The sequence below is a fragment of the Arthrobacter sp. BI5 genome (genome assembly GCF_056680065.1).
On the sequence record NZ_CM155264.1, the window covers coordinates 487,415 to 511,587 of the forward strand.

The window sequence follows — 24,173 nt, forward strand, 5'->3', positions numbered from 1 at the left end:
GCTGGGTAGCCGCCCTTTTGAAGCCTCAAAACGGCGGTTAGGGAGCAATCGATGGGAGTTCGACGACGTCGCGCGCGGTTGCGGACCCGGCGACGGGCCCGGCTAGACTCGCACGCTGGGGAAGAACGCCATTGCCGCGAACCGTCCCTGACAGGTCCGCGGCGCAAGCCCGACCAGGAAGAGTGATTTTGAACAGCATTATGCACAAGACCCGCCGCCCGTTGACCGTCACCGCCCTCCTCGCCGCCGCGGCCCTGACCGGCTGCGCCGCGCCGGAAGCCGCGGCCCCGTCGTCGTCGTCGTCGTCCCCGGCAGCGTCCGCCACCGCCTCCGCGACGGCCAGCCCCACCAGGACGTCCGGCCCGTATGGCGACTTCCCGACGGCGGCGGAGGCGTGCAGGACGATCTCGGAGCAGGCCACGGGCGCCTCGCTGTTCCCGCTGTCGGCGGCGCAGGGCAAAACCGCCGAACTTGAGCAGCTCAAGGCCGAACTCAGCCGCACCGCAGAGCGGGTTCCGGACAGCCTCAAGGCCGACTTCGCCAAACTCAACCACGTCGCCGTCGCGGGCCTGAACGACCAGACCGTCTACTCCAGCGGCAAGTTCCAGGACGCCATGGCTCCCGTGACCGGTTGGATTGCGGCCAACTGCAAGTAGGCCATGGAACGAGTGGCGCCTGAGGTTTGGACGGCCCCGGAATGCCCGCCGACTGCTCGCCGACGGGCACCGAAGGACTGGCTTCCTTGGCCTCCGCCGGGTGACATTTCACACTAAATCTGATTTGTGGGGCGGTATTTGACGCACCTATTCTCCTGTGCCACGCGCGCGGGTTGGACAATGCAAGCGCTTGCATGGGTGGAGCAAAACACGGTTCTTCGGACCTCGAATCACGGTTTGATAAGCAGGCTTCGGCCTACATAGCGTAGAAACCGGCACAGGAAAGGATCCCTTTCCGAATCGCCAGCCGGGGCCCTACCCAAGCCCCGCCCCTCGACACGATGGCGTCCTCGATGACGCCTGCGGTGTCGTCGGGACCGTCGGAGTTCGGGGATTGAGGGCACACGCCCGTCATCCACGACTGGTCTTAACTCCGTGAGAGAAGCAAGAATGCACAAGCACCCCAATACACCCATGATGCTGAGGTGGCGCCCTGCCGCCGCGGCGCTGGCAGCCGCCCTCGTGGCCTCAGCATTTTTGGCCGTTCCGTCGGCCCAGGCCAACGAACCCTCGGACCCGCCCGCCGCCCAGCAAATGCCGGCGCCCACCCCCGGTTTCCCGCTGCCCACCGATCACAGCCAGACGTCCTACGATCCGGCGGCGGACTTCACCTCCAAGTGGACCCGCGCCGATGCCAAGCAGATCATGGCGCAGAGCGACTCCACAGTGACGCCCGGCCAGAACTCGATGAGTCCGGATGTCACCATGCCGGAAATCCCTGAGGATTTCCCCGCGATGAACGATGACGTCTGGGTCTGGGACACCTGGTCCCTGACGGACGAGAACGCCAACCAGATCAGCTACAAGGGGTGGGACGTCATCTTCTCCCTCGTTGCCGACCGCCACGCAGGCTACGGCTTCGACCAGCGCCACTGGAACGCCCGGATTGGCTACTTCTTCCGCAAGACCAACGCCGATCCGGCCAAGGACAAGTGGAACTACGGGGGCCATGTCTTCGCTGACGGCGCCTCGATCGGCAACACTGAATGGTCCGGCTCCACCCGCCTGATGCAGGGCAACCAGGTCAACGTCTTTTACACGGCCACCACGTTTTACGACGTTGCCCAGCGCAACGCAGGCGGCGGCGGCATCGCCCCGGACGCGGCCATCGCCAAGGCGCTGGGCAAGATCCACGCCGACAAGAACGGCGTGACCTTCGACGGCTTCAAGCACACCAAGCTGCTTGAGCCGGACGGCAAGATGTACCAGAACAAGGCCCAGAACCCCGGCTTCGCCTTCCGCGACCCCTACACGTTCGCTGACCCGGCCCACCCGGGCAAGACCTTCATGGTGTTCGAAGGCAACACCGGCGGAACGCGTGGACAGTATGAATGCAAGGCCGAGGACCTCGGCTACAAGGCCGGCGACCCGAACGCGGAAAGCGTCAACGAGGTCAACAGCAGCGGTGCCTATTACCAGACCGCCAACGTGGGGTTGGCAGTGGCGGACAACAAGGACCTGACCAAGTGGTCCTTCCTGCCGCCCATCCTCTCGGCCAACTGCGTCAACGACCAGACCGAGCGTCCGCAGATCTTCATTCAGAATGAAGGCGGCAAGAACAAGTACTACCTGTTCACCATTAGCCACCAGTTCACCTACGCGGCCGGCATGCGCGGTCCCGACGGCGTCTACGGCTTCGTGGGCAACGGCGTCCGTTCGGACTACCAGCCGATGAACAACAGCGGCCTGGCCCTGGGCTCGCCCACGGACTTGAACCTTCCGTCCGAGTCCCCCGAGGCGCCCACCCCGAACCAGAACGGCCGCCAGTTCCAGGCCTACTCGCACTACGTGCAGCCCGGCGGCCTGGTGCAGTCCTTCATCGACAACGTGAACGGCGTCCGCGGCGGTTCCCTGTCGCCCACCGTGAAGATCAACTTCCGTGACGGTGTCTCCCAGGTTGACCGCACCTTCGGCAAGAACGGCCTGGGTCCGTTCGGCTACCTGCCCACCAACGTCAAGGTTGGCGGCGAAGGCCTCTACAAGTAGTTCATCGAGGCAGTAACAGGGATGGAGGCGCCCGGAAAACCGGGCGCCTCCATCCTCCGTTTATGCGGGCGTCAGAGAACGGCGTCGACTCCCCACCAAAGCCAGGAATGTTGAAATTGTGAGAGACCTTGTACGCCCGCTGGTGCCACAGAAACTGAGGCAACTTCGTATCGCAGAACGTTTCCCGCCCGGAACCCTGAACCTCCGCACGATCTGGATTGCTGTGGCTGCAGCGGCCGCGGCGGTTCTGGTCGCGGTGGCGCTGGTCCCGTCGACGACCGGTCCCCGTCCGGCAGCCGGCGGCCAGGCCCAGCAGGCACTCGAGGGGGTCGCCGCCGCCCAGGCCGAAGCCATGACATCCCACGGCCGATACGGCTCCTACTGGCTCAGGGGCGGGGATCGCACCCTTGAGAAGCTGACGCAACCGCTCCGGGCCGAAGGTGTGGCGGATCTGCGGAGCATCGAATGCCCCAGCGGGTGGGTGGCAGCCGCGCGGAGCGGAGACGACGTCGAGGTCAGATCCAGCATGGAAGACCGGGTCGTCCGGGCAGGGACAGGTGAAGTCGTCCGTCCGGGGTGTATATCTTCCGAAGCCGTGGCGTCCATGGTTTCGGATCTGGGCGTGCCGCGGCAGGCGTCGTCGCTCCCGGCTTCGGCGTTTGACCGGCCGGAAGGGGCGTCCCGGTTCCGGCCCAGCTATCACATCACGCCCCGAACGAAGTGGATGAATGATCCGCAGCGTCCGATCCTGGTGGACGGGCTGTGGCACTACTACTACCTCTACAACGCCGGCTTTCCCACGGAAAACGGCACCGAGTGGTACCACCTGACAAGCACGGACCTGGTGCACTGGAAGGACGAAGGGGTGGCGATCGGCAAGTACAAAGACGGGCTGGGCGACATCGAGACCGGAAGCGCCGTGGTGGACTATGACAACTCGGCCGGCTTCGGCAAGGGGGCCGTCATCGCGGTCATGACGCAACAGGACCAGGGCGTCCAACGGCAATCCCTGTTCTATTCCACCGACAACGGATACTCGTTTACCGCCTATAAGAAGAACCCCATCATGGAGAACCCGGGCGAACCGGACTGGCGGGATCCCAAGATCATCCGCGATGAAGCCCACGGCCAATGGGTGATGGCCCTGGCCGAAGGCGAGAAGATCGGCATCTACACCTCGACAGACCTCTTGGATTGGCACTACTCCTCGGGCATCGAACGCACCGGTCTGGGCACCCTGGAATGCCCGGAACTCTTCCAGCTCGATCTCGACGGGGACCCGTCCAAGCGGACCTGGGTCCTGGCCGCCAGCGCCAACGGGAGCGAAGAGGGATTCACCACGGGCGTCGCCTACTGGACTGGCTCATGGGACGGAACCCGCTTCACCGCCACCGACGCGGCGCACCAGTGGCTCGATGCCGGCTCCGACTTTTACGCCGCCGTGACGTGGGACGATCCCCGGCTCACCGAAAGCCAGCGGATGTCCTCCCGGCACGCCATCGGGTGGATGAACAACTGGACGTACGCACGGCAGCTTCCCACCGAGGACTGGCACGGCGGTGCCGACTCCATGGTGCGCGACATCAGGCTAAAAACAATCGCAGGCAAGCCGACCCTGGTCTCCAGCCCCACCGCTGCCATGACGTCGATTGAAGGACCGGTGGCAACGGTTGGGGAACGTCGAATGACGCAGGATGGCGCCGGGCAGCTACCGGCTCCGGAGGGCGGGGCCTACCGGCTGGATATGACGCTTGAACGCAAGGGTGGCGACGACGGATCCGAGGCGAGGATCGAGCTTGGAGGCGGTAAAGGAACGTTCGCAACGGTCGGATACGACTTCGCGAGTGAATCTGCATTCATTTCCCGCGCTGCCGGTGCTGCCGCCGCCGGCGAGGCCGGACTCCAGCCGAGTTATCGGGCACCGCGACGTACCGTCAGCCCACCGCGTGAAGGGAAAGTCGAGCTGACAATATTCGTCGACTATTCCTCAGTGGAGGTTTTCATCAACGGCGGGGAAAAGACCATGACGTCACTCGTTTTCCCAACTGCGGGGGCGCCGACCGTCAATGCCGTCACGGCAGAGGGGTCGCTGACGCTCAAGTCCTTTAGCTACAGGCGGCTGGCCCCCATCCACTGACCAACTTGATCCTCATGGGCAGCGGCGATGCGTTGGAGGTGCGTTCCCCGGTCAAACAGCGGCTGTGGGCGGCTGACTATATCCCGCGGCTCCGACTGCTGCAGGTCCGGGCAGGGGATCCGGGTGGCCTGCCGGGCCAACCGGCCACCATATCGCTGGCAGGTACTAGGGTGGTGACAAAGAGAAGGGGGAGTGCCACATGGAATACCAGAATCCTCAGTCCGCGGTTCCGGAGGCCGGCCTGTCCGACGCCGGGCTGCCGGGTGCGGCCCGCGCCGCGACCGGCCGCACCGTGATTTCCGAAGCCGCCGTCGCCAAGGTGGCCGGGATCGCAGCCCGCGCAGTCCCCGGCGTGTATTCCCTCGGCACCGGGCCGTCCCGCGCCCTGGGCGCCATCCGCGACGCGGTGGGCAGTTCGGATCACGCAGCCGGGGTACGCGCCGAAGTCGGCGAGACCCAGGTGGCCGTGGACATCGACCTCGTGGCGCTCTACGGCACCCCGCTGCACCCCCTGGCGGACCAGATCCGCGCCGCCGTCTACGCCGCCGTGGAGGAGCTCGTCGGGCTCCAGGTCATCGAAGTAAACATTGAAATCCATGACGTCTTCGTCCCCGGCCCGCCCAAGCCCGCGGCCTCCGGCGAGGTACGGCCCGTGAGGGAGGCCCTGCAGTGAACCTGACCGTAGTCGGCATAGCGGCCGGCGCCTTCCTGGCGTTCATGTCCTTCGCGTTCGGCGTCTGGGGCTTCCTGGGTTCCCTGCTCTTCATGGCCCTCGGAGCCCTCCTGGGCCGCGCCGCGGAAGGGAAACTGGACCTGCGCAGCGTCATCGACGCCCTCACGGGCCGGCGTTCCTCCTCATGAGTGCCGCCGCCGGACGGCTGCTGGCCGGACACAACCGGATCAGCACCCAGGCCCTCACCAGCGTGGCGCGCGCCGCTGCTGCGGAGGCGCTCGGTGTGCCGCCGCAGGACGTCCGGGCCGACTGGGCCGACGACGACGGGCTCCTGGCGCTCTCGCTCGTCGCCCCCATCGCCGTCCCGTCGCTCACGGCGGTGCTCAAGGACCCGGCGCGGGTCACCGCCTTCGGCGGCCCTATCTGGGACCGCGCGGTGGCCGCGAAAGCGGAGATCCTGCGCCGCGTCACGGAGCTCAGCGGTGCGCAATTGAGCCGGGTGGACATCCGCATCAGCGGGGCCAGCGTCACCGAGGGAGGCCGGGTCCGGTGAGCGAGGCCGCCGAACGCCACTACAGCGACGCCGGGACCGGGCCCGCGGTCCCCGTACCCGACGCCGGGGCCCGGCCTGCCGGATCCGCTGCAGGCTCCGGCGCTCCCGGGATGGAGAAAGTCCTGGCCCGCGAGACCACTTCGTCCCGGGCGGCCGCCGCCGTCATCGCAGCCCTCCTGGTCATCGGATTGTGCGGCTACGCCCTGCTGGAAACGGCGGTGCGGGCCGTGGGACAGCCGCCGTGGCTGATTGACCCGCAGACCGCCGCGGAGCGGGTCACGGCCCTCCCCGGCGGGATTCCCCCGCTGCTGCTCGGCGTCATCGGCGCGGTGCTGTTCGCGGCCGGGCTGTTCTTCTTCCTTAACGCCGTGCTTCCCGGACGACGGGCCCGGCACGTCCTCGCAGACCCCCGTGCCGGCGTCGTGGTCGATGACGAGGTCATCGCCTCGGCCCTGGCGCGGCGGGCGCGGCTCGCCGCCAACGTGACGCAGGAGCAGGTGATGGTAGTGGTCTCCCGGCGGCAGGTGCTGGTCAACGTCCGGCCAACCTCCGGCGTGCCGCTCCGCGCCGCGGACGTCCAGGCCGCTGTCCAGGCCGAGCTCCGGGAGATGGCGCTCTCGCCGATGCCCGAGGTCCGGGTCAACCTGGCCTCCTCGGGGGTGATCGGCGCATGAACGGCACCCCGCGGATCCTTAACCGGCTCCTGATCGGCATCCTCGGCGTCAAGCTCCTGGTGATCGGGGGCCTGCTGGTCCTGCTGGCCACCGTGCCGGCCGTCGGCCGCTGGTGGCAGGGGTGGTCCGCAAACATCTGGAGCGATGTCCGCGGCGTCTTCGACCGCACCCGCTTCCCCGGTCAGACGATGAGCTGGCTGTGGATTGTCATGGCGCTGTTGCTGCTGCTCGTCATCGCGCTGATGGTGGCGTGGCTGGCGCAGCAGGGCAAAGGCCGGGCGAACCTGCTTGTCGCCGAGGACGACGCCGGTGACGTGCCGGGCTATGTCCGGATCGGCGGCGGCGTGGCCGAGCAGGCACTCCGGGCGGCGCTGGCCGACCGGCCGGATTTGGCCGGCGCCACGGTGGCAACCTACGAATTCAGGGGCGAGCCGGCCCTGCGGATCCGGGTGCAGCCGCGCCAGGGGGTTGCCCCGCACAGCCTCGCGGCAGAAGTCTCGGCCCTGGTGGGGGCCCTGGACGCCGTCGTCGGCAAACGCACGCCGGTGCTGATCCACGTCGGCTCCGGGGCGCGGTCCCGGTTCGGCCGGGCTGAACGCGTCCGCTGACGCGGGGCGTCATGGTCCGACGCATTCCCACGCGGTCCTCTGCAACCTGCGGGGCGGCCGGTCCGTGCTGTGCCCGGTGAGGTTTTAGAAACTTCCGCCCCACCCGAACCGCGGGTCCCAGGGGTTTCCGCCCCCGCAGGGCCGTGGGCTGCGCGGCGAAGTCCACCACCGCAGGCGGTCTCCGTTACGTAAAGGTTTAATGTAAACGCTTGCATTCCTCACCACTTGCTCGCTACTGTGATTGGCACCACACCAACTGCACCACCGGTCCACGCCGGTACTCAGCGAGGAGCACCTGTATGAAAAACCGTAAGTACCTACTTCCTGCGGCCGCGGCCGGTGTCCTGGCCCTCTCCCTCACAGCCTGTGGAGGCGGCGGCAGCACGGGCGGTGGCGGCGGCTCGGCCGGCGGCGGCGATGCGGCAGCCAACCTGGACGGCCGCGGCCCCATCACCTACGTACAGGGCAAGGACAACAGCAACGTGGTCCGGCCGCTGATCGCCAAGTGGAACGCCGCGCACCCGGACGAAAAGGTCACGTTCAAAGAGCAGACCGACCAGGCCGACCAGCAGCACGATGATCTGGTACAGAACTTCCAGTCCAAGAACGCCAACTACGACGTGGTCAGCGTCGACGTCGTGTGGACCGCCGAGTTCGCGGCGAAGGGCTGGCTCCAGCCGCTTAAGGACAAGATGGCGCTGGACACCTCCGGGATGCTGAAGCCGACCGTCGAGGCGGCGTCCTACAAGGGCACCCTGTATGCGGCCCCGGAATCTTCCGACGGCGGCATCCTGTACTACCGCAAGGACCTGGTTCCCACGGCGCCCAAGACCTGGGACGAGATGATGGGCATGTGCTCGATCGCGAAGTCCAAGAACATGGGATGCTACGCCGGCCAGTTCTCCAAGTATGAGGGACTTACGGTCAACGCCTCCGAGGCGATCAACTCCTTTGGCGGTTCCGTGCTGGACAAGGACGGCAAGCCGAGCCTGAACACGGAAGAAGCCAAGACCGGCCTCTCCAACCTCGCCAAGGCCTACGCGGACGGCAACATCCCCAAGGAGGCCATCACCTTCAAGGAAGAGGAATCCCGGCAGGCGTTCCAGGACGGCAAGCTCCTGTTCCTGCGCAACTGGCCGTACGTGTACAACCTGGCCACCACCGAAGGATCCTCAAAGGTCAAGAACGTGCTGGGCATGACGGCACTTCCGGGCAAGGACGGTCCCGGCGCATCCTCGCTGGGTGGCCACAGTGCCGGCATGAGCGTCTACTCCAAGAACAAGGCCACCGCCCTGGACTTCCTGAAGTTCCTCACCACGGAAGAAACGCAGAAGTTCTTCGCCACGCAGGGTTCCCTCGCTCCGGTGCTGACCAACCTCTACGACGACAAGGAACTGGTCGCCAAGCTGCCGTACCTGCCGGTGCTGAAGACCTCGATCGAGAACGCCGTCCCGCGTCCTGTGACCCCGTTCTACCCGGCCGTCACCAAGGCCATCCAGGACAACGCCTACCCCGCCATCAAGGGTGAAAAGCCGGTGGACCAGGCGCTGTCGGACATGCAGAAGTCCATCGAAACCCAGTCAAAGTAGTCCACCATGGCAACTGAATTGGGCCCGACGCCGGTTAAGAAGCCGGCGTCGGGCGGGACCGAGCTCCACCACGCACCCAAGGGGGTGGGGGAAGACAACATCATCGCCAGCCAGGGCAAGTGGGCGTCATGGCTGTTGGCCCCCACCATCATCGCGCTGGCCGTCGTCATCGTTTACCCGATCATCAGCGCCATCGTGATGTCCTTCCAGGCCGACGCCGGCCTGGATCCGGCCACCGGCCTCTTCACCGAGGGCGGCCCGGCCGGGTTCTCGAACTACGTCAACTGGCTCGCCCAGCAGTGCAGCGCACCCGCCGGCGGCACGGTGGCCTGCCCGCCGGGTACCCTCGGATCCCAGTTCTGGTCCGCGACGGCCACAACCTTCTTCTTTACCGTCGTGACCGTGGCGCTGGAGACAGTGCTCGGCTTCTGGATGGCCATGATCATGGCCCGCACGTTCAAGGGCCGCAGCCTGGTCCGCGCCGCCGTGCTGGTGCCGTGGGCCATCCCCACCGCCGTCACCGCCAAACTGTGGCTGTTCATCTTCGCCTTTGAGGGCATTGCCAACAAGCTCTTCAACACCACCATCCTGTGGACCGGCAGCGAATGGCCGGCCAAATGGGCGGTCATCATCGCCGACGTCTGGAAGACCACGCCGTTCATGGCGCTGCTGATCCTGGCCGGCCTGCAGATGATTCCCGCGGAGGTGTACGAGGCGGCCAAGGTCGACGGCGCCACGGCCTGGCAGCGGTTCCGGATGATCACCCTGCCGCTGGTGAAGCCGGCGCTGATGGTGGCCATCCTCTTCCGCACCCTCGACGCGCTGCGCATGTTCGACCTGCCGTACATCCTGACCGGCGGGGCGAACAACACCACCACGCTGTCCATCCTGGTGATCAACCAGATCAGGCAGGGCTTCAACGCGGCGGCGGCGCTATCGACCATCACGTTCATCATCATTTTCCTTGTCGCCTTCATCTTCGTGCGCTTCCTTGGCGCGAATGTGGTGGAGCAGCAGACCGGCGCTAGTAAGGGGAAGAAATGACCACGGCCGCGACCGAGCTGCGCGCGCAGCAGGACCGGGGGCGCAAGGTCGCCCAGAACCGGGAAAAGTGGGCCCAGGGCCGCACGTACATCAGTGCCCTGGTGATCCTCATCTGGTGCCTCGCCCCCGCGTACTGGATGGTGGTGACCGCCTTCCGCGACGTCGGGTTCACCTACGACACTTCGATCCTGCCCACGCACGTCACGCTGGACAACTTCAATACGGCGTTCGACACCTCCTTCGGGAACCGCTTTGGCCAGGCGTTGCTCAACAGCGTGTTCATCGGCGTGGTGGTGACCGTGGTCTCGCTGCTGATCGGTGTGTTCGCCGCGTACGCCCTGGCCCGGTTGAACTTCCGGTTCAAGTTCCTGGTGCTGGGCTTCATCCTGGGGGCCTCGATGTTCCCCGGCGTCGCCCTCATCACCCCGCTGTTCCAGCTGTTCACCAACATCGGCTGGATGGGCACGTACCAGGCCCTGATCATCCCGAACATCTCGTTCGTGCTGCCGCTGACCGTCTATACGATGACGTCGTTCTTCCGCGAAATGCCGTGGGAGCTCGAGGAATCGGCGCGGGTGGACGGTTGCACGCAGGGCCAGGCCTTCCGGAAGGTGATCATGCCGCTCGCGGCCCCTGCCATCTTCACCACGGCCATCCTGGCGTTCATCTCCTCATGGAATGAATTCCTCATCGCCAGCCAGCTCTCGTCCGACGCGACCCAGCCGGTCACCGTCGCCATCGCGAGCTTCGCCGGCGCACAGCCCAACCAGATCCCGTACACGGCGATCATGGCGGCTGGAACCATCGTGACCATCCCGCTGGTGATCCTGGTGCTGGTGTTCCAGCGCAAGATCGTCGCCGGCCTGACGGCCGGCGCCGTCAAGTGACGGTTTCATGATGGCGGGTTCCTGATGGCGCGCGGCCAGAACCAGGGCGAGATCCACCCCACGCACCGCAGGGTGCGCTCGGGCGAGGACTTCGACATCATCATCGGGTTCCTGGGCTTCTGGGCGCTGGTCCTGCTGGCGGTCACCGTCTGGATGGAGGTGACCGCCCAGCCGGCCCTCGGCTGGGCACTCGGGCTGCTCGCCACGCTGCTCGCACTGTACGGAATGATCCGGCTACGGCGGCGTTTGCCCGGCCGGACGGCCGCCCGACGGCGCTGAGGCGCCCGCCGGGGGCGGGCCGGATACTGGAAGGGATCGGCCGTGGGGGCGGCACGCTAGACGCGATTTGCGGATAGCCGACAAGGGGACACGGTGGCAAGGACAACTGACAGGGCGCAACGCGGCGGCCATTCCGGCGTCAGCATTGAGGATGTGGCGGCCGCCGCGGGCGTCTCCACCGCCACGGTCTCCCGGGCCGTCCGCGGCCTGCCCAGGGTTTCGCCCGCCACGCGCCAGAAGATCCTCGAAATTGCGGAGGCCCTCGGCTACGTGGCCTCCTCCTCGGCCTCGGGCCTGGCCACCGGGCGCACCCGGACCATTGGGGTACTGGCACCCTTCGTGAGCCGCTGGTTCTTCTCAAAGGCCATCGAGGGCGCGGACCGCGAACTGCACGGCCGCCAGTACAACCTCTCGCTGTTCAACCTGGGCGGGCACGGCAGCCACCGCGAGCGGCTGTTCAGCAAGACCATGGTCTACAAGCAAATCGACGCCCTCCTGGTCCTCTGCATGGCCCTGAGCCGGGAGGAACTGGAGCACCTGCAGAAGATCGACATCCCGCTGGTCGTCGTGGGCGGCCACGTCGAAGGCTGCGCCTACATCGGGATCGACGATTACGAGGCGGCCTCCACCGCGGTGCGCCACCTGATTGGACTGGGCCACCGGGACATCGCGTTGCTGCACGGCGACGACGAAACAGACCTGAACTTCGACGTCCCGCGGGTGCGGATCAAGGCGTTCCAGGATGTCATGACCCAGGCGGCGCTGGATGTCCGGCCGGAGTGGGACGAGTGGGGGGACTTCACCGTCCGCAGCGGCCAGGCCGCGTTCCAGCGGCTGTGGGACCGTCCCGGACCGAAACCCACTGCAATCTTCTGCGCCTCGGACGAGATGGCGATGGGGGTGATCTTCGAGGCCCGCCGGGCCGGCGTCCGGATTCCGGAGGATCTGTCCGTCGTAGGGATCGACGACCACGAATTCTCCGCCTCGATGGGCCTCACCACGGTCGGCCAGCGCCCCGACGAACAGGCCGAGCTTGGCACCAAGATGCTGCTGGATGAACTCGACGGGATCGCGGGGGCGGTGCGCTCCACCGTGGCCCCGCACCGGCTGATCGTGCGGGACACGACGGCGGCGCCGCGGCTCGCGCAGCCGCTCGCCCCGGCCCCCGGCTAAGCGGTCCGGCGAAAAAACCGAACCCGGAACCCGGGACCTCGCGGAGATATGCCCCGGCAGGCATACCTCCGGCGGGGCGGGCTTCAGGAGGCGCGCGCCAGCTGCCGGATCGGGATCCAGCGGGAGGCGAGCCGCCGGTACGCGGCGGCCGCCCCGGTCATGTCGCCCTCGGCAAGGCACTCGATGCCCAGCCTCACGTCCAGCGGGGAATCGTCCGGGTAGACCTTGTCCGCCACGGCGCCGTAATCGAGCTCCACGACCGAATCCGCGTGAAAGAGCTCCAGCCACTCGGTGAGCTGGGTGAGGTCCTCGAGCATGTCCAGCTCGGGGGCCGCGAGGGCCAGGTGGGCCACGGCGTGCCGGACCCGTTCCAGCGCGGTGCCGATCGTGGCCCGGATGCGCACCGTGATGATCCGGCCGCCGGACTCCACCACATCCGTGGGGTCTGATTCCTGGAAAAGGCAGAACCAGCTGAACGGAATCCCCCAGGTCGAGGCCCGGGTGTGGACCCGGCCGGTTCCCTCGCGCGCCTTCACCTCGTCGATGCGTTCCTGGTGCCGGTCCCGCTGTTCCTCCGGGATCAGCAGCTGGGCGAGCGGGCCGTGGATCCCCTCCATCAGGGCGTTTGCGGCCAGCCCGGCGCGCAGCACCAGCTGGCTCGGGCAGTACAGCAGCCTCGCCGGCAGGACCTCCTTGGCGGCTGCACTGTCTGCCCCGTCGCCGACTGCACCGTCGCAGTCGGCGGGGCCGGCGGGCCTACCGGCGGGTCTGCCGGCGGAGCTGCTGACGGCCAGCACGCGGACCAGGTCGGTTTGCCCGGTGGGAAAGGGATCCCCGCCGGGGCGGGTGATGCGGCCCAGGGACGCCAGCAGTTCGGCATTCTCCACCGCGGCCCGGGACTCCGAGCGGGCGCCTGCGGCCCGCAGGGCCTCCTGCTGTTCGGCGGGGAAGGCCTCCAGCGGCTCGTAGACCCGCAGCGTCGAGGAGAACGGCAACCCCGCCTGGCCGTGGTAGAGGTTGCCTGTCATCGCAGACCGGCGCTTCCCTGGCGGGCGTCCATCAGCCTGCCAGCTCCACGACGACCGGGGCGTGGTCCGAGGCGCCCTTGCCCTTGCGCTCCTCGCGGTCGATCGAGGCGCCGGTCACGCGGGCCGCCAGCGCGGGGGAGGCGAGGACGAAGTCGATCCGCATCCCCTCCTTTTTCGGGAAGCGCAGCTGGGTGTAGTCCCAGTAGGTGTACACGCCCGGTCCGGGCGCGTGCGGCCGGACGACGTCGGTGAATCCCGCCTCCTCGAAGGCACGGAACGCCTCGCGCTCCGGTTCACTGACGTGCGTCAGCCCTTCGGTGCGGAAGTAGTCGATGTCCCACACGTCCTCGTCCCGCGGGGCGATGTTCCAATCACCCATCAGCGCGATCTGGGCCTCCGGGTCGGCCTGGACCCACCTCTCGGCGTGGGCGCGAAGCGTGTCCAGCCAGCTGAGCTTGTAGGGCATGTGCTCATCATCGAGCGCCCGGCCGTTGGGGACATAGAGGCTCCAGACCCGGATGCCGCCACAGGTGGCGCCGATCGCACGGGCCTCCTGCACCTCGTCCTTGCCGCCCTTGCCGAACACCGGCTGGTTCATGAAGGTGCGTTCGACGTCGTCGAGCCCCACCCGGGAGGCGATGGCCACGCCGTTCCACTGGCTCAGGCCGAAGTGCGCGACCTCGTAGCCCATCCGCTCGAACAGTTCCCACGGGAAGTTGTCGTCTTTGCACTTGGTTTCCTGGATGGCCAGGACATCACAGTCGGTGCGCTGGAGCCAGGCCTCAACGCGGTCGGCACGGGCACGGAGCGAGTTCACATTCCAGGTAGCAATCTTCACAGTCCCTAACTTACCTTTCCTTGGCAGCGCCGCGGCGCGGCCGGGACCCACAGGGCCGGGCACCCGCGGCCGCCCCGCACTCTGGAGATTAGTAGGAAGTCCGAGTATATTCGGGTGCAGAGATGATCTAGGTCACATGCAAAGGAGCATTCCATCATGGTTCGTGAGCTTTCCCATTACGTCGGCGGACAGCACGTGGAGGGCACCTCGGGGCGCTTCAGCGACGTCTACGATCCCTGCACCGGCGAGGTGCAGGCCCGGCTCCCGCTGGCCAGCGCGGAGGAGGTCCGCAACGTCATCGCCAACGCCGAGAAGGGCCAGCTGGAATGGGCTGCGATGAACCCGCAGCGCCGCGGCCGGGTCCTGTTGAAGTTCGTGGACCTGGTCAACCAGAACATGGACGAGCTGGCCACCCTGCTGTCCTCCGAGCATGGTAAAACCTTCCTGGACGCCAAGGGCGACATCCAGCGCGGCATCGAAGTGGTCGAGTTCGCCGCCGGCGCCCCGCACCTGCTCAAGGGCGAGTTCTCCGACAGCGCCGGCACCGGCGTCGACGTCCACTCGATGCGGCAGCCGCTCGGCGTCGTCGCCGGCATCACGCCGTTCAACTTCCCGGCCATGATTCCGCTCTGGAAGTCCGGCCCCGCCCTGGCCGCCGGCAACTCCTTCATCCTCAAGCCCTCCGAGCGGGACCCCTCCGTGCCGCTGCGGCTGGCCGAGCTGTTCACCGAGGCCGGGCTGCCGGACGGCGTGTTCAACGTGGTCAACGGGGACAAGGAAGCCGTGGACGCTCTGCTGGAGGACCCCCGCGTCCAGGCCATCGGCTTCGTCGGTTCCACCCCGATCGCGCAGTACATCTACGCCACCGCCGCCGCGCACGGCAAACGCGCCCAGTGCTTCGGCGGCGCCAAAAACCACATGGTGATCATGCCGGACGCGGACCTGGACATGGCCGCGGATGCCCTGATCGGTGCCGGGTTCGGCTCCGCCGGCGAACGCTGCATGGCGATTTCGGTCGCCGTCCCGGTGGGCCAAAGGACCGCCGACGCGCTGGTGGCGAAGCTGCAGGAACGGATCGCGGACTTGAAGGTGGGCCACAGCCTGGCCAAGGACTCGGACTTCGGCCCCGTCGTGGCCGCCTCCGCCAAGGAGCGGATCGAGGGCTACATCGCCTCCGGCGTCGAGGAAGGCGCCAGCCTGGTCACGGACGGGCGCGGGCTCAAGGTGGAGGGCTACGACGGCGGCTTCTGGGTCGGTCCCACCCTGTTCGACAACGTCACCAAGGACATGAAGATCTACCAGGAGGAAATCTTCGGCCCGGTCCTCAGCGTCCTCCGCGCCCAGGACTACGACGAGGCCCTGCGTTTGTGCAGCGAGCACGAGTTCGGCAACGGCGTGGCGATCTTCACCCGCGACGGCGACGCCGCCCGCGACTTCGCCAGCCGCGTCCAGGTCGGCATGGTGGGCATCAACGTCCCGATCCCGGTGCCGATCGCGTACTACACCTTCGGCGGCTGGAAGGCCTCCGGGTTCGGCGACCTCAACCAGCACGGCGCCGACGCGTTCCGGTTCTACACCAAGACCAAGACGGTCACCACCCGCTGGCCCTCCGGCATCCGCCAGGGCGCCAGCTTCGTGATGCCGGAAGGCAGCTGATGGCGGAGCAGACGGCCGGAGAGCCCGCCGAGGTCCTGTTCGAGCGCCGCGGCCGGCTCGGCGTCGTCACACTGAACCGGCCCAGGGCCGTCAACGCGCTGACCGCCGGCATGGCGGCCGCGATGCTGGAACAGCTGACCCTCTGGGCCGACGACGACGCTGTCGCCGCCGTGCTGGTCCGCGGCGCCGGCGAGCGGGGGCTGTGCGCCGGCGGGGACATTGTGGCGATCTACCGGGACATGCTCGACGGCGGCGACGCGACCGCGGACTTCTGGGCCGTCGAGTACCGGCTGAACCTGCTGATCTCGGAGTACCCCAAGCCCTACGTCGCCTTCATGGACGGGCTGGTCCTGGGCGGCGGGGTGGGAATCTCCGCGCACGGCTCAGTCCGGATCGTCACCGAACGCACCCGGATGGGAATGCCGGAAACCACCATTGGTTTTGTGCCCGACGTCGGCGGGACCCTCCTGCTGTCCCGCTCGCCCGGCGAGACCGGCACGCACGCGGCCCTCACCGGGGCGCATCTGAGCGGCGCGGACGCGTTGTTCCTGGGCCTCGCGGACACTTTAGTGCCCTCTGCAGAGCTCGCGGAGCTGGCGGCGGCCCTGGAAACCGAACCGGTGGACGCCGCCGTCGCCCGCTTCGCCGAACCGGCGCCGCCGTCGGTGCTGGCCGCCCAGCAGGAGTGGATTGACGCCTGCTACGCCGGCGACGTCGCCGAGGAGATCCTGGACCGGTTGCGGACCGTGGGCGGGGAGGCCACCGACGCCGCGGACACCATCGCGGCCAAGTCCCCGACTGCCGTCAAGGTGGCGCTCGCCTCGCTGCGCCGCGCCCACGGCCTAAACCTCGCCGAGGCCCTGGAACAGGAGTACCGGGTGGGCCTGCGGTTCCTCGCCGGCCCGGATTTCCGCGAGGGCATCCGCGCCCAGGTGGTGGACAAGGACCGCACCCCGCACTGGAAGCCCGCCAGGCTGGCGGAGGTCAGCCGCGACGACGTCGAGGCCTACTTCGCGCCGCTGGGCGCGCGTGAACTGAAACTTTCGAAGGAGCGCGACAATGTCTGAAGCATCGCCGTCCGCACCGGCCCGGCCCGGTGCGCAGGCCGGCACCATCGCCTTCCTCGGCCTGGGCCACATGGGCGGCCCGATGGCCGTCAACCTGGTCAAGGCCGGATACACCGTGGCCGGCTACGACGTGGTGCCGGCGGCGCTGGAAGCGGCCCGCGCCCACGGGATCACCACCGCGGACACCGCCGCCGACGCCGTGGCGGGCGCCGCCGTCGTGCTGACCATGCTGCCCAGCGGCAAGCACCTGCTGGACGCCTACCGCGGGACTTCGGAGGGGCAAGGCCAGCCCTCGCAGCCGGGCCTGCTGGCTGCCGCGGCGCCGGGGACCATGTTCCTGGACTGCTCCACCATCAACGTGGACGAGGCCCGGGAGGCCTCCGCACTGGCGGTCGCGGCCGGGCACCGGGCCGTCGACGCACCGGTCTCCGGCGGCGTGGTCGGAGCCGAAGCCGGCACCCTGACGTTTATGGTCGGCGCGCTGGAGGAGGACTTCGAAGCGGTCAAGCCGATGCTGGAGGTGATGGGCAAGCGGGTGGTCCACTGCGGCGGGCACGGCGCCGGGCAGGCCGCCAAGATCTGCAACAACATGATCCTGGGCGTCTCGATGATCGCCGTCAGCGAGGCCTTCGTGCTCGGCGAGAAACTCGGTCTGACGCACCAGGCGCTCTTCGACGTCGCCTCCGCGGCGTCCGGCCAGTGCTGGGCGCTGACCACCAACTGCCCCGTGCCCGGCCCGGTACCGACCAGCCCGGCCAACCGCGACTACCAGCCCGGATTCGCCGGGGCGCTGATGGCCAAGGATCTGAAACTGGCGCTCAACGCGCTCCAGAGCACCGGCGTCGCCGCCCGGCTGGGGCCGCTGGCCTCCGAAATTTACGATACCTTTGCCGCGGAGGGCGGTGCCGGCCGGGATTTCTCCGGCATCATCACCGACATCCGGGACAAATCCGAACACCAGCCGAGGGGACAGGCATGACCGAGTACGCAAACATTCTGGTGGAGCGCCGCGGGCGCGTGGGCCTGGTGACGCTCAACCGGCCCGAGGCGCTGAACGCCCTGAACAAGGCGACCATGGACGAACTCGTGGCCGCCGTGTCAGCGATGGACACCGACCCCGGGGTCGGCGCCGTCGTGGTGACCGGTTCGGCCAAGGCGTTCGCGGCCGGCGCGGACATCAAGGAGATGCAGTCCAAGGGCTACATGGAGATGTACGCGGCGGACTGGTTCCGCGGCTGGGAGAACTTCACCCGGCTGCGCATTCCGGTGGTGGCGGCGGTGTCCGGCTTCGCCCTCGGCGGCGGCTGCGAGCTGGCGATGATGTGCGACTTCATCATCGCCGGGGACAACGCCAAGTTCGGCCAGCCGGAAATTAACCTCGGCGTGCTGCCGGGCATGGGCGGTTCGCAGCGTCTGACCCGCGCGGTGGGCAAGGCCAAAGCGATGGACATGATCCTCACCGGCCGCTTTATGGACGCCACGGAGGCCGAACGCGCCGGGCTCGTGTCCCGCGTGGTCCCGGCCGCCGAGGTCGTCGAAGAGGCGGTCAAGGCCGCCGAAGTGATTGCCTCCAAGTCCAAGCCGGTAGCCATGGTGGCCAAGGAAGCGGTCAACGCCGCCTTTGAAACCGGGCTGGCCCAGGGTGTGCTGTTCGAACGGCGGGTATTCCACTCGCTCTTCGCCACCGAGGACCAGAAGGAAGGCATGGCGGCTTTCAGCGAAAAGCGGCAGCCCGACTTCACCCACCGCTAAAGCGGCGCCTGCTTGCTGCAGCGTTCCAATTTCGACAGCGAGGCGGTCATGCACGCAGGCTTTCTGGGGTTAAGGGCGACGCCGGAGGAGGTCCGGGCGCCTCTTCCCGGCGACGGGCTGGTGCCGGTCCCGGATGTGGTGATGGACCGGGGTTTCGGGCTGCCGGCCCCGCCCGTTTCCGTCTGGCCGTGGATCGTCCAGCTGGGCAAGGAACGTTCCGGCTGGTACCTGCCTGGCTGGGCGGAAGCCCTCATTCCGGCCCGGCGCCGCGCCCTCCGGATCATTGATCCCGCACTCCAGGACCTCAGCGCCGGGGACGTCATTGCCGATTGGGGCGGCCCCGGTGCCACGTTCGAGATTGTGGAGGTGGACCCGCCAAGGGCGCTGGTGCACCGCTCGCAACGCGGTGCGCTCGCCATCAGCTGGGCGGTTGTGCTGAGGCCAACGGCGGACCCGGCGACCGGGACGCGGGTGCACCTGCGGCTCCGGCTCGCCGGTGTAAAACGGCGCCGTCTCGTCGAACTCGGGGGCGGCCTGTTCGATCTCCTCACCATCGCCGGGCTCGCGGCCGGGCTGCGGGAAAGGCTGGGCGTCCGGAGGTGATGCGGGGGCGCTAGGCTCTGCGCCTGGCGCGCAGCACGGCATCCTGGACTGTGGCCGGGGCACCGTCGGAGTCCGTCGCGGACCGCGGCCGCGATGTGCAGGTCACGATCTCCCACTCGTCCGGATCGAGCTGCGCCGCGAGCTGCTCGGCGGTAAAGAGCAGCCCGGGGGCGGAAGGACGGCGCACGCTGGTTTCCAGGTCCGAGGGGTGGTGGCCGACGATCAGCAGCGTCCCGCCCGGCGCCACCGACGCGGCGAGCCGGCTGTAGACGCCGTCCCGTTGCGGTGCGGGCAGGTGCAGGAACTGGGCCGAGACGAGGTCGAAGGTCCCGGCCGGGGGCGGCGAGACGGTCAGGTCCTGGTGCTGCCACGTGATGCGGGCAGCGGTGTCCGGCTCGCCGTCGACCGCCGCGGCGGCCCTGCCCAGGGCCACGGACGAGATGTCCACCGCCGTGACCCGCCAGCCGCGCCGGGCCAGCCAGACGGCGTCGGCGCCCTCTCCGGCCCCGACGTCGAGCGCGGAACCGGGCACCAGGTCCGCCGCCTCGGCCACCAGCTGCGGGTTCGGCTGCCCGCTCCACACCGGGGCATGCTGGCCGTGCTGGCGGTACCGCTCATCCCAGAACGATTCGTCGAATTCCATGCAGCTCTCCTCCGGGGCCCGTGCCGTGCGGCAGGGCGCCTGCCGCCCATCCAGTGTAGGCACGCCCGCACCTTCCCGGGGCGCGGAACGGCAGCACCTGCCGCCGCTGACTGGCTACGCGGCGCTGATCCCAAACAGGCCGATAATCAGAGCCATCACCATCAGGGTGACGAGTTCGTGGGCGCAGTTGAGCACGGTCAGGCCCACGGGGCGGCCTTCGAACGCGTCGTGCGTGATGAAACGGGCCGCAGTGAACCCGGCCCAGAGGATCAGGGCGGTGACCAGCGTGTTGGCGAGGAAGTTGCCGCCGTAGAAGTGCTGCGAGATGGCGGCGGAGCCGGCCAGCACCCAGGCGCTGACGAAGCTGACCAGCAGGGTGATGAGGATGGGCTTGACGGCGTCCCTGGCATCCCCGCTGGGGCTGACCTTGGCGATGCGCATCCAGTAGTTGCCGAGCACTTTGGGCGTGTACCAGACGGACCCGACCACCATGCTGGACAGTGTGGCCAGCAGTACCGCCCAGATGTTGATCTCCGGAATCATGGGGCCCTCCTCGGCTCCGGGCCGTCCGGCTGACGGCCCCGCAAACGAAGTGTACGGCTCAGCCGCTGAAGTCCCCGGCATTGCGCCGGAAGTTGCCCAGGATGCGGATCAGCTGCTCCACGTCCTGCTCCTCGAAACCGGATTGGCCGAACACCTCCGCGTTGAGCACCGCCGTCGCCCGTTTGGCGAGAGTGCGCCCCTCCGAAGTGAGCTCGATCAGTGTGGTCCGCCCGTCGGTGGGGTGCGGGGAGCGGAGCACCAGCCCGGCGTCCTGGAGCCGGTCGACGGCGTTGGTCACCGAGGTGGGGTGGACCTGAAGCAGAGCGCTCGCTTTGTTCATGGGCAGCGCCCCGCTGCGGGCGAAGCTGAGCAGGGCCAGCAGTTCGTAGCGCGCGAACGTCAGGCCGAAGGGCTTGAGGGCGGTTTCGATCCGGGCCAGCAGGATCTGCTGGGTCCGCATGATGGCCGTGATCGCCGCCATCGGGGCGGCGACGTCGGCCCAGCCGTGCCGTTCCCAGTTCCGCTGGGCATCGGCGATCGGGTCACGCGGCAGCGGGGTGCCCATGGCTAGGCCTGCCCCTTCAACCCGGGGAAGTCCGCCTCCGAGTACTCCGTGCCGAGGCCCTCCGGAACGCCCCCGGCCCCGTGCCGCAGCTCCTCGCTGTGCCGCAGTTCCACCCGCCGGATCTTGCCTGAGATGGTCTTGGGCAGCTCCGCGAACTCCAGCCGGCGGATCCGCTTGAACGGTGCCAGGTGCTCGCGGCAGTAGCGCAGGATGTCCTCGGCCAGCTCCGGGCCTGGTTCGTGGCCCGCCGCCAGCACCACAAAGGCCTTGGGCACGGACAGCTTGAGCGCGTCGGGGGAGGGGACGACGGCGGCCTCCGCCACCGCCGGATGCTCGATCAGCACACTCTCCAGCTCGAACGGGGAGAGCCGGTAGTCGGAGGACTTGAAGACGTCGTCGCCCCGGCCGACGTAGGTGATGATGCCTCGTTCGTCCCGGCTCGCCATGTCCCCGGTGTGGTAGTAACCGTCGCGGAAGGCCTCGGCCGTCTTCTCCGGGTCCCCGTAGTAGGCCTTCATCAGCCCGACGGGCCGCGGGTCCAGGCGCAGGCACAGCTCGCCGTCGTCGGCCTCCTCGCCGGTGGCGGGATCCACGAGGACGACGTCGTAGCCGGGCAGTGGGCGGCCCATCGCCCCGATCTTGATCGGCTGGCCCGGGGTGTTCGCTATCTGCACGGTGGATTCGGTCTGGCCGAAGCCGTCCCGGATGGTCTGGCCCCAGGCGCGCTGGACTTGGTCGATGACCTCGGCGTTGAGCGGCTCGCCGGCGGAGACCACCTTGGTGGGCGGATTCTTGAGCAGTGTGAGATCGGCCTGGATCAGCATCCGCCAGACCGTCGGCGGGGCGCAGAAGCTGGTCACGGATTCGCGGTCCATCTGCTCCATCAGCGCCTTGGCGTCGAAACGCTCGTAGTTGTAGATAAACACGCAGGCCTCGGCGATCCAGGGCGTGAATACGTTGGACCAGGCGTGCTTGGCCCAGCCGGGGGAGGCCACGTTCAGGTGCACGTCGCCCGGCTCCATCCCGATCCAGAACATGGTGGACAGGTGGCCCACCGGGTAGGAGGTGTGCGTGTGCTCCACGAGCTTGGCCTTGGACGTCGTGCCGGAGGTGAAGTAGAGCAGCAGCGTCTCGTCCGCCAGCGTCGGCGCGTCCGGGGTGAAGTCTTCCGCGGCGCCCGCGGCTTCGCTGTACTGCAGCGCGGCGCGGGTGCCGGCGGTGTTTTCGGCACCGGCACCGCCGATTTCGAGCAGGGTGTAGTCACCCGGAACGCCGGTGAACTTATCGATGTTGGCGCTCCCGACGGCGGCCCAGTTGGCCCCGCCGCGCTCCACCCGGTCCTGCAGGTCCGCCGGCCCCATCAGGGTGGTGGTAGGGATCATCACGATGCCGAGCTTGATGCCGGCCAGCATCAGTTCCCACAACTCCACCTGGTTGCCCAGCATGATGATCATCCTGTCCCCGCGCCGCACCCCCTGCGCCCGGAGCCAGTTAGCCACCTGCGCGGAGCGCGCCGAGAGATCCGCGAAGCTGCGCCGGGTGGCCGTTCCGTCCTGCTCCACGATGACCAGGGCCGGCCGGTCCGCCTTGGCGGGATCCGCCGCGATCTGGTCGAACCAGTCCAGGGCGAAGTTGAACTCCTGGAAGCGCGGCCATTCGAATTCCTGGCGGGCGGCAGTGTAGTCCCCGCGCAGGGCCAGCAGCCTGTCCCTCGCAGCGCGGAAATCCTCAGTGACGGTCATGGTGCACCTTTCGCAGCCGGTCGCAGCCAGCGGGCCGGTGCCGGCCGCCGCTGGCCTAGTGATCCACATCACTGTGCAATATACTAGGACATCCAAGGGTTTGGAAGAGCCGATGTTGCTGCCGGTGCGTGGCACATTACGAAGGGATACGTGCCCGTGCAGTCACAAGGAAGTGCCAGCGGACAGACCGCCGTCCAGTCCGCCGCAAGCCGCAGCGGCGCCGCGGAAAGCCCAGCCCGGGTGCCGGCGGCACCCCCGTTCCCGGACGCGGACCTGATGTACATCGTGGACCTGCTGCCCGCGGACGAGCAGGCGCGCTACCAGCAGATCCGGGAGTTCCTGCAAACCCGGATCCGCGCCGCCTCGATCGACTACTGGAACCGGGAGGAGTTCCCTTTCGGGCTCCTCGCCGAACTGGGCAAGCACGGCCTCGGCGGCCTGCAGACGGACGGCAGCTCCAAGCTCTTCAAGGGGCTGATGTATGTCGAGGTGGCCCGCGCCGACGTCTCGCTCTCCGCCCTCGTAGGCATCCACAACGAGCTGATTGTCGGCATGATCGACGAACTCGGCTCGGCGGAACAGAAGGCCCGCTGGCTCCCCGGTCTCACCGCCTTCACCCAGCTCGGCGCGTTCGCCCTGACCGAACCGGACCACGGCTCCGACATTGCCGGCGGCCTGGCCACCACGGCGCGGCTGGAGAACGGGGAATGGGTCATCAACGGGGCCAAACGCTGGATCGGCGCCGGCACCATCGCGGACTTCGCCCTGGTCTGGGCCCGCGACGTCGCGGACCAGCAGATCAAGGGCTTCATCGTGGAGATGGACCGGCCCGGCTACACTGCCACCAAGATCGCGAACAAGATCGGTCTGCGGATCATGCAGAACGCGGACATTGTCCTGGACGAGGTCCGCATCCCGGAAGCCAACCTGCTGCCCGGTGCCACGGACTTCTCCCGGGCCAACGAACTGCTGCGCGACTCACGGGCCTGGGTGGGCTGGCAGGCCGCCGGCATCCAGCTGGCCGCGTTCGACGTCGCCCGGGCCTACTCGCTGGAACGCAAGCAGTTCGGCAAGGAGCTGGCCCGCTTCCAGCTCGTCCAGCAGCAGCTGGCCGAGATCCTGGGCAACGCCAGCGTCTCGCTGGCGCTGATGGCCCAGCTGGCGCGGATCCAGCAGGAGGGCAGGCTGGAAATGGTGCAGGCCGCCATGGCGAAGTCCACCACCACCCGGCTGGCCCGGGCCTCCGTCGCGATGGGGCGCTCGCTGATGGGCGGCAACGGGATCAGCAGCGACTACGAGATGGGCAAGCTCTTCGGCGACGCCGAGATCCTTTACACCTACGAGGGCAGCTACGAGATCAACTCCCTGATCGTGGCCAGGGCCGTGACCGGGAAGTCCGCCTTCGTCTAGGACGGGT

General features: G+C 68.1%; 25 protein-coding genes. 19 read left to right on the plus strand and 6 right to left on the minus strand.

Going from position 1 to position 24,173, the window contains the following annotated elements:
• Nucleotides 1–188: 188 nt before the first annotated feature.
• The 13 genes from AC1MED_RS02355 (at nucleotide 189) to AC1MED_RS02415 (ending at nucleotide 12,319) form a co-directional block, all read left to right on the plus strand.
• Nucleotides 189–656 (plus strand): hypothetical protein, encoded by a 468-nt coding sequence (locus tag AC1MED_RS02355; RefSeq protein ID WP_479785263.1) that lies wholly within the window; start codon nucleotides 189–191, stop codon nucleotides 654–656.
• A 450-nt stretch (nucleotides 657–1,106) separates the two neighbouring features.
• Nucleotides 1,107–2,702 (plus strand): glycoside hydrolase family 68 protein, encoded by a 1,596-nt coding sequence (locus AC1MED_RS02360; RefSeq protein ID WP_479785264.1) that lies wholly within the window; start codon nucleotides 1,107–1,109, stop codon nucleotides 2,700–2,702.
• Nucleotides 2,703–2,820: 118 nt separating this feature from the next.
• Nucleotides 2,821–4,839, plus strand: a complete 2,019-nt coding sequence (locus AC1MED_RS02365) for a glycoside hydrolase family 32 protein (RefSeq protein ID WP_479785265.1) — start codon at nucleotides 2,821–2,823, stop codon at nucleotides 4,837–4,839.
• Nucleotides 4,840–5,038: 199 nt separating this feature from the next.
• Nucleotides 5,039–5,512, plus strand: a complete 474-nt coding sequence (locus tag AC1MED_RS02370; protein WP_346958527.1) for an Asp23/Gls24 family envelope stress response protein — start codon at nucleotides 5,039–5,041, stop codon at nucleotides 5,510–5,512.
• Nucleotides 5,509–5,700: a hypothetical protein gene (locus AC1MED_RS02375; protein WP_346958528.1), complete on the plus strand. Its 192-nt coding sequence runs from the start codon at nucleotides 5,509–5,511 to the stop codon at nucleotides 5,698–5,700. Before AC1MED_RS02370 ends, AC1MED_RS02375 begins: the two co-directional genes overlap by 4 nt.
• Nucleotides 5,697–6,065, plus strand: coding sequence for a hypothetical protein (locus AC1MED_RS02380; RefSeq protein WP_479785266.1), 369 nt, complete (start codon nucleotides 5,697–5,699; stop codon nucleotides 6,063–6,065). Before AC1MED_RS02375 ends, AC1MED_RS02380 begins: the two co-directional genes overlap by 4 nt.
• Nucleotides 6,062–6,739 (plus strand): hypothetical protein, encoded by a 678-nt coding sequence (locus tag AC1MED_RS02385; RefSeq protein ID WP_479785267.1) that lies wholly within the window; start codon nucleotides 6,062–6,064, stop codon nucleotides 6,737–6,739. The genes AC1MED_RS02380 and AC1MED_RS02385 overlap by 4 nt, the downstream gene beginning before the upstream one ends.
• Entirely contained in the window at nucleotides 6,736–7,347 is a 612-nt protein-coding gene (locus AC1MED_RS02390) for a hypothetical protein (RefSeq protein WP_479785268.1), read from the plus strand. The genes AC1MED_RS02385 and AC1MED_RS02390 overlap by 4 nt, the downstream gene beginning before the upstream one ends.
• A 299-nt stretch (nucleotides 7,348–7,646) precedes the next feature.
• On the plus strand, nucleotides 7,647–8,936 hold the full coding sequence (locus AC1MED_RS02395; protein WP_346958531.1) for an ABC transporter substrate-binding protein: 1,290 nt from the start codon (nucleotides 7,647–7,649) through the stop codon (nucleotides 8,934–8,936).
• A gap of 6 nt (nucleotides 8,937–8,942) precedes the next feature.
• Entirely contained in the window at nucleotides 8,943–9,980 is a 1,038-nt protein-coding gene (locus tag AC1MED_RS02400) for a carbohydrate ABC transporter permease (RefSeq protein ID WP_346958532.1), read from the plus strand.
• The gene (locus AC1MED_RS02405) at nucleotides 9,977–10,867 is read left to right on the plus strand and encodes a carbohydrate ABC transporter permease (protein WP_346958533.1); all 891 of its coding nucleotides are present in this window, start codon (nucleotides 9,977–9,979) and stop codon (nucleotides 10,865–10,867) included. The genes AC1MED_RS02400 and AC1MED_RS02405 overlap by 4 nt, the downstream gene beginning before the upstream one ends.
• A gap of 24 nt (nucleotides 10,868–10,891) precedes the next feature.
• On the plus strand, nucleotides 10,892–11,146 hold the full coding sequence (locus AC1MED_RS02410) for a hypothetical protein (RefSeq protein WP_346958534.1): 255 nt from the start codon (nucleotides 10,892–10,894) through the stop codon (nucleotides 11,144–11,146).
• A gap of 93 nt (nucleotides 11,147–11,239) precedes the next feature.
• Nucleotides 11,240–12,319 (plus strand): LacI family DNA-binding transcriptional regulator, encoded by a 1,080-nt coding sequence (locus AC1MED_RS02415; RefSeq protein WP_346958535.1) that lies wholly within the window; start codon nucleotides 11,240–11,242, stop codon nucleotides 12,317–12,319.
• 83 nt (nucleotides 12,320–12,402) lie between these two features.
• Here the strand turns inward: AC1MED_RS02415 and AC1MED_RS02420 are convergent, their stop codons facing one another.
• Together AC1MED_RS02420 and AC1MED_RS02425 are read right to left on the minus strand one after the other, a co-directional pair.
• The gene (locus AC1MED_RS02420) at nucleotides 12,403–13,347 is read right to left on the minus strand and encodes a DUF8083 family protein (RefSeq protein WP_479785269.1); all 945 of its coding nucleotides are present in this window, start codon (nucleotides 13,345–13,347) and stop codon (nucleotides 12,403–12,405) included.
• Between the two features lie 31 nt (nucleotides 13,348–13,378).
• Entirely contained in the window at nucleotides 13,379–14,185 is an 807-nt protein-coding gene (locus AC1MED_RS02425) for an exodeoxyribonuclease III (protein WP_479785270.1), read from the minus strand.
• Nucleotides 14,186–14,341: 156 nt separating this feature from the next.
• Between AC1MED_RS02425 and AC1MED_RS02430 the strand changes: the two genes are divergently transcribed.
• The 5 genes from AC1MED_RS02430 to AC1MED_RS02450 are packed head-to-tail and all read left to right on the plus strand — an operon-like array spanning nucleotide 14,342 to nucleotide 19,263.
• On the plus strand, nucleotides 14,342–15,841 hold the full coding sequence (locus tag AC1MED_RS02430) for a CoA-acylating methylmalonate-semialdehyde dehydrogenase (RefSeq protein WP_479785271.1): 1,500 nt from the start codon (nucleotides 14,342–14,344) through the stop codon (nucleotides 15,839–15,841).
• A complete protein-coding gene (locus AC1MED_RS02435; protein ID WP_479785272.1) occupies nucleotides 15,841–16,908 on the plus strand; it encodes an enoyl-CoA hydratase/isomerase family protein in 1,068 nt (355 codons plus the stop codon). The genes AC1MED_RS02430 and AC1MED_RS02435 overlap by 1 nt, the downstream gene beginning before the upstream one ends.
• Nucleotides 16,901–17,887 carry a 3-hydroxyisobutyrate dehydrogenase gene (gene mmsB, locus AC1MED_RS02440; protein WP_479785273.1) on the plus strand — a complete coding sequence of 329 codons (987 nt, stop codon included), beginning with the start codon at nucleotides 16,901–16,903 and terminating at the stop codon, nucleotides 17,885–17,887. Before AC1MED_RS02435 ends, mmsB begins: the two co-directional genes overlap by 8 nt.
• Complete coding sequence (locus tag AC1MED_RS02445) at nucleotides 17,884–18,660, plus strand: enoyl-CoA hydratase (protein WP_479785274.1); 777 nt, start codon at nucleotides 17,884–17,886, stop codon at nucleotides 18,658–18,660. Before mmsB ends, AC1MED_RS02445 begins: the two co-directional genes overlap by 4 nt.
• 48 nt (nucleotides 18,661–18,708) lie before the next feature.
• Nucleotides 18,709–19,263 (plus strand): hypothetical protein, encoded by a 555-nt coding sequence (locus AC1MED_RS02450; protein ID WP_479785275.1) that lies wholly within the window; start codon nucleotides 18,709–18,711, stop codon nucleotides 19,261–19,263.
• A 10-nt stretch (nucleotides 19,264–19,273) separates the two neighbouring features.
• On the opposite strand, the gene AC1MED_RS02455 is transcribed toward AC1MED_RS02450, so the two are convergent.
• The 4 genes from AC1MED_RS02455 to AC1MED_RS02470 all read right to left on the minus strand — a co-directional run bounded on the left by AC1MED_RS02455 (nucleotide 19,274) and on the right by AC1MED_RS02470 (nucleotide 22,756).
• The gene (locus AC1MED_RS02455; protein WP_346958551.1) at nucleotides 19,274–19,906 is read right to left on the minus strand and encodes a class I SAM-dependent methyltransferase; all 633 of its coding nucleotides are present in this window, start codon (nucleotides 19,904–19,906) and stop codon (nucleotides 19,274–19,276) included.
• A 114-nt stretch (nucleotides 19,907–20,020) separates the two neighbouring features.
• Nucleotides 20,021–20,449, minus strand: a complete 429-nt coding sequence (locus AC1MED_RS02460; RefSeq protein ID WP_479785276.1) for a DUF1761 domain-containing protein — start codon at nucleotides 20,447–20,449, stop codon at nucleotides 20,021–20,023.
• A 58-nt stretch (nucleotides 20,450–20,507) separates the two neighbouring features.
• On the minus strand, nucleotides 20,508–21,014 hold the full coding sequence (locus AC1MED_RS02465) for a MarR family winged helix-turn-helix transcriptional regulator (RefSeq protein ID WP_346958553.1): 507 nt from the start codon (nucleotides 21,012–21,014) through the stop codon (nucleotides 20,508–20,510).
• A gap of 2 nt (nucleotides 21,015–21,016) precedes the next feature.
• Entirely contained in the window at nucleotides 21,017–22,756 is a 1,740-nt protein-coding gene (locus AC1MED_RS02470) for an AMP-binding protein (protein ID WP_479785277.1), read from the minus strand.
• A gap of 276 nt (nucleotides 22,757–23,032) precedes the next feature.
• On the opposite strand from AC1MED_RS02470, the gene AC1MED_RS02475 reads away from it, so the two are divergent.
• Entirely contained in the window at nucleotides 23,033–24,166 is a 1,134-nt protein-coding gene (locus AC1MED_RS02475; RefSeq protein WP_479786752.1) for an acyl-CoA dehydrogenase family protein, read from the plus strand.
• Nucleotides 24,167–24,173: the final 7 nt, after the last annotated feature.

Bases quoted from the DNA above. Each gene is read 5' to 3' on its own strand.
- AC1MED_RS02360 (WP_479785264.1), top strand. From the start codon at position 1,107: ATGCACAAGCACCCCAATACACCCATGATGCTGAGGTGGCGCCCTGCC.
- AC1MED_RS02370 (WP_346958527.1), top strand. From the start codon at position 5,039: ATGGAATACCAGAATCCTCAGTCCGCGGTTCCGGAGGCCGGCCTGTCC.
- AC1MED_RS02380 (WP_479785266.1), top strand. From the start codon at position 5,697: ATGAGTGCCGCCGCCGGACGGCTGCTGGCCGGACACAACCGGATCAGC.
- AC1MED_RS02390 (WP_479785268.1), top strand. From the start codon at position 6,736: ATGAACGGCACCCCGCGGATCCTTAACCGGCTCCTGATCGGCATCCTC.
- AC1MED_RS02395 (WP_346958531.1), top strand. From the start codon at position 7,647: ATGAAAAACCGTAAGTACCTACTTCCTGCGGCCGCGGCCGGTGTCCTG.
- AC1MED_RS02400 (WP_346958532.1), top strand. From the start codon at position 8,943: ATGGCAACTGAATTGGGCCCGACGCCGGTTAAGAAGCCGGCGTCGGGC.
- AC1MED_RS02405 (WP_346958533.1), top strand. From the start codon at position 9,977: ATGACCACGGCCGCGACCGAGCTGCGCGCGCAGCAGGACCGGGGGCGC.
- AC1MED_RS02410 (WP_346958534.1), top strand. From the start codon at position 10,892: ATGGCGCGCGGCCAGAACCAGGGCGAGATCCACCCCACGCACCGCAGG.
- AC1MED_RS02420 (WP_479785269.1), bottom strand. From the start codon at position 13,347: ATGACAGGCAACCTCTACCACGGCCAGGCGGGGTTGCCGTTCTCCTCG.
- AC1MED_RS02430 (WP_479785271.1), top strand. From the start codon at position 14,342: ATGGTTCGTGAGCTTTCCCATTACGTCGGCGGACAGCACGTGGAGGGC.
- AC1MED_RS02435 (WP_479785272.1), top strand. From the start codon at position 15,841: ATGGCGGAGCAGACGGCCGGAGAGCCCGCCGAGGTCCTGTTCGAGCGC.
- mmsB (WP_479785273.1), top strand. From the start codon at position 16,901: ATGTCTGAAGCATCGCCGTCCGCACCGGCCCGGCCCGGTGCGCAGGCC.
- AC1MED_RS02445 (WP_479785274.1), top strand. From the start codon at position 17,884: ATGACCGAGTACGCAAACATTCTGGTGGAGCGCCGCGGGCGCGTGGGC.
- AC1MED_RS02450 (WP_479785275.1), top strand. From the start codon at position 18,709: ATGCACGCAGGCTTTCTGGGGTTAAGGGCGACGCCGGAGGAGGTCCGG.
- AC1MED_RS02455 (WP_346958551.1), bottom strand. From the start codon at position 19,906: ATGGAATTCGACGAATCGTTCTGGGATGAGCGGTACCGCCAGCACGGC.
- AC1MED_RS02460 (WP_479785276.1), bottom strand. From the start codon at position 20,449: ATGATTCCGGAGATCAACATCTGGGCGGTACTGCTGGCCACACTGTCC.
- AC1MED_RS02465 (WP_346958553.1), bottom strand. From the start codon at position 21,014: ATGGGCACCCCGCTGCCGCGTGACCCGATCGCCGATGCCCAGCGGAAC.
- AC1MED_RS02470 (WP_479785277.1), bottom strand. From the start codon at position 22,756: ATGACCGTCACTGAGGATTTCCGCGCTGCGAGGGACAGGCTGCTGGCC.
- AC1MED_RS02475 (WP_479786752.1), top strand. From the start codon at position 23,033: ATGTACATCGTGGACCTGCTGCCCGCGGACGAGCAGGCGCGCTACCAG.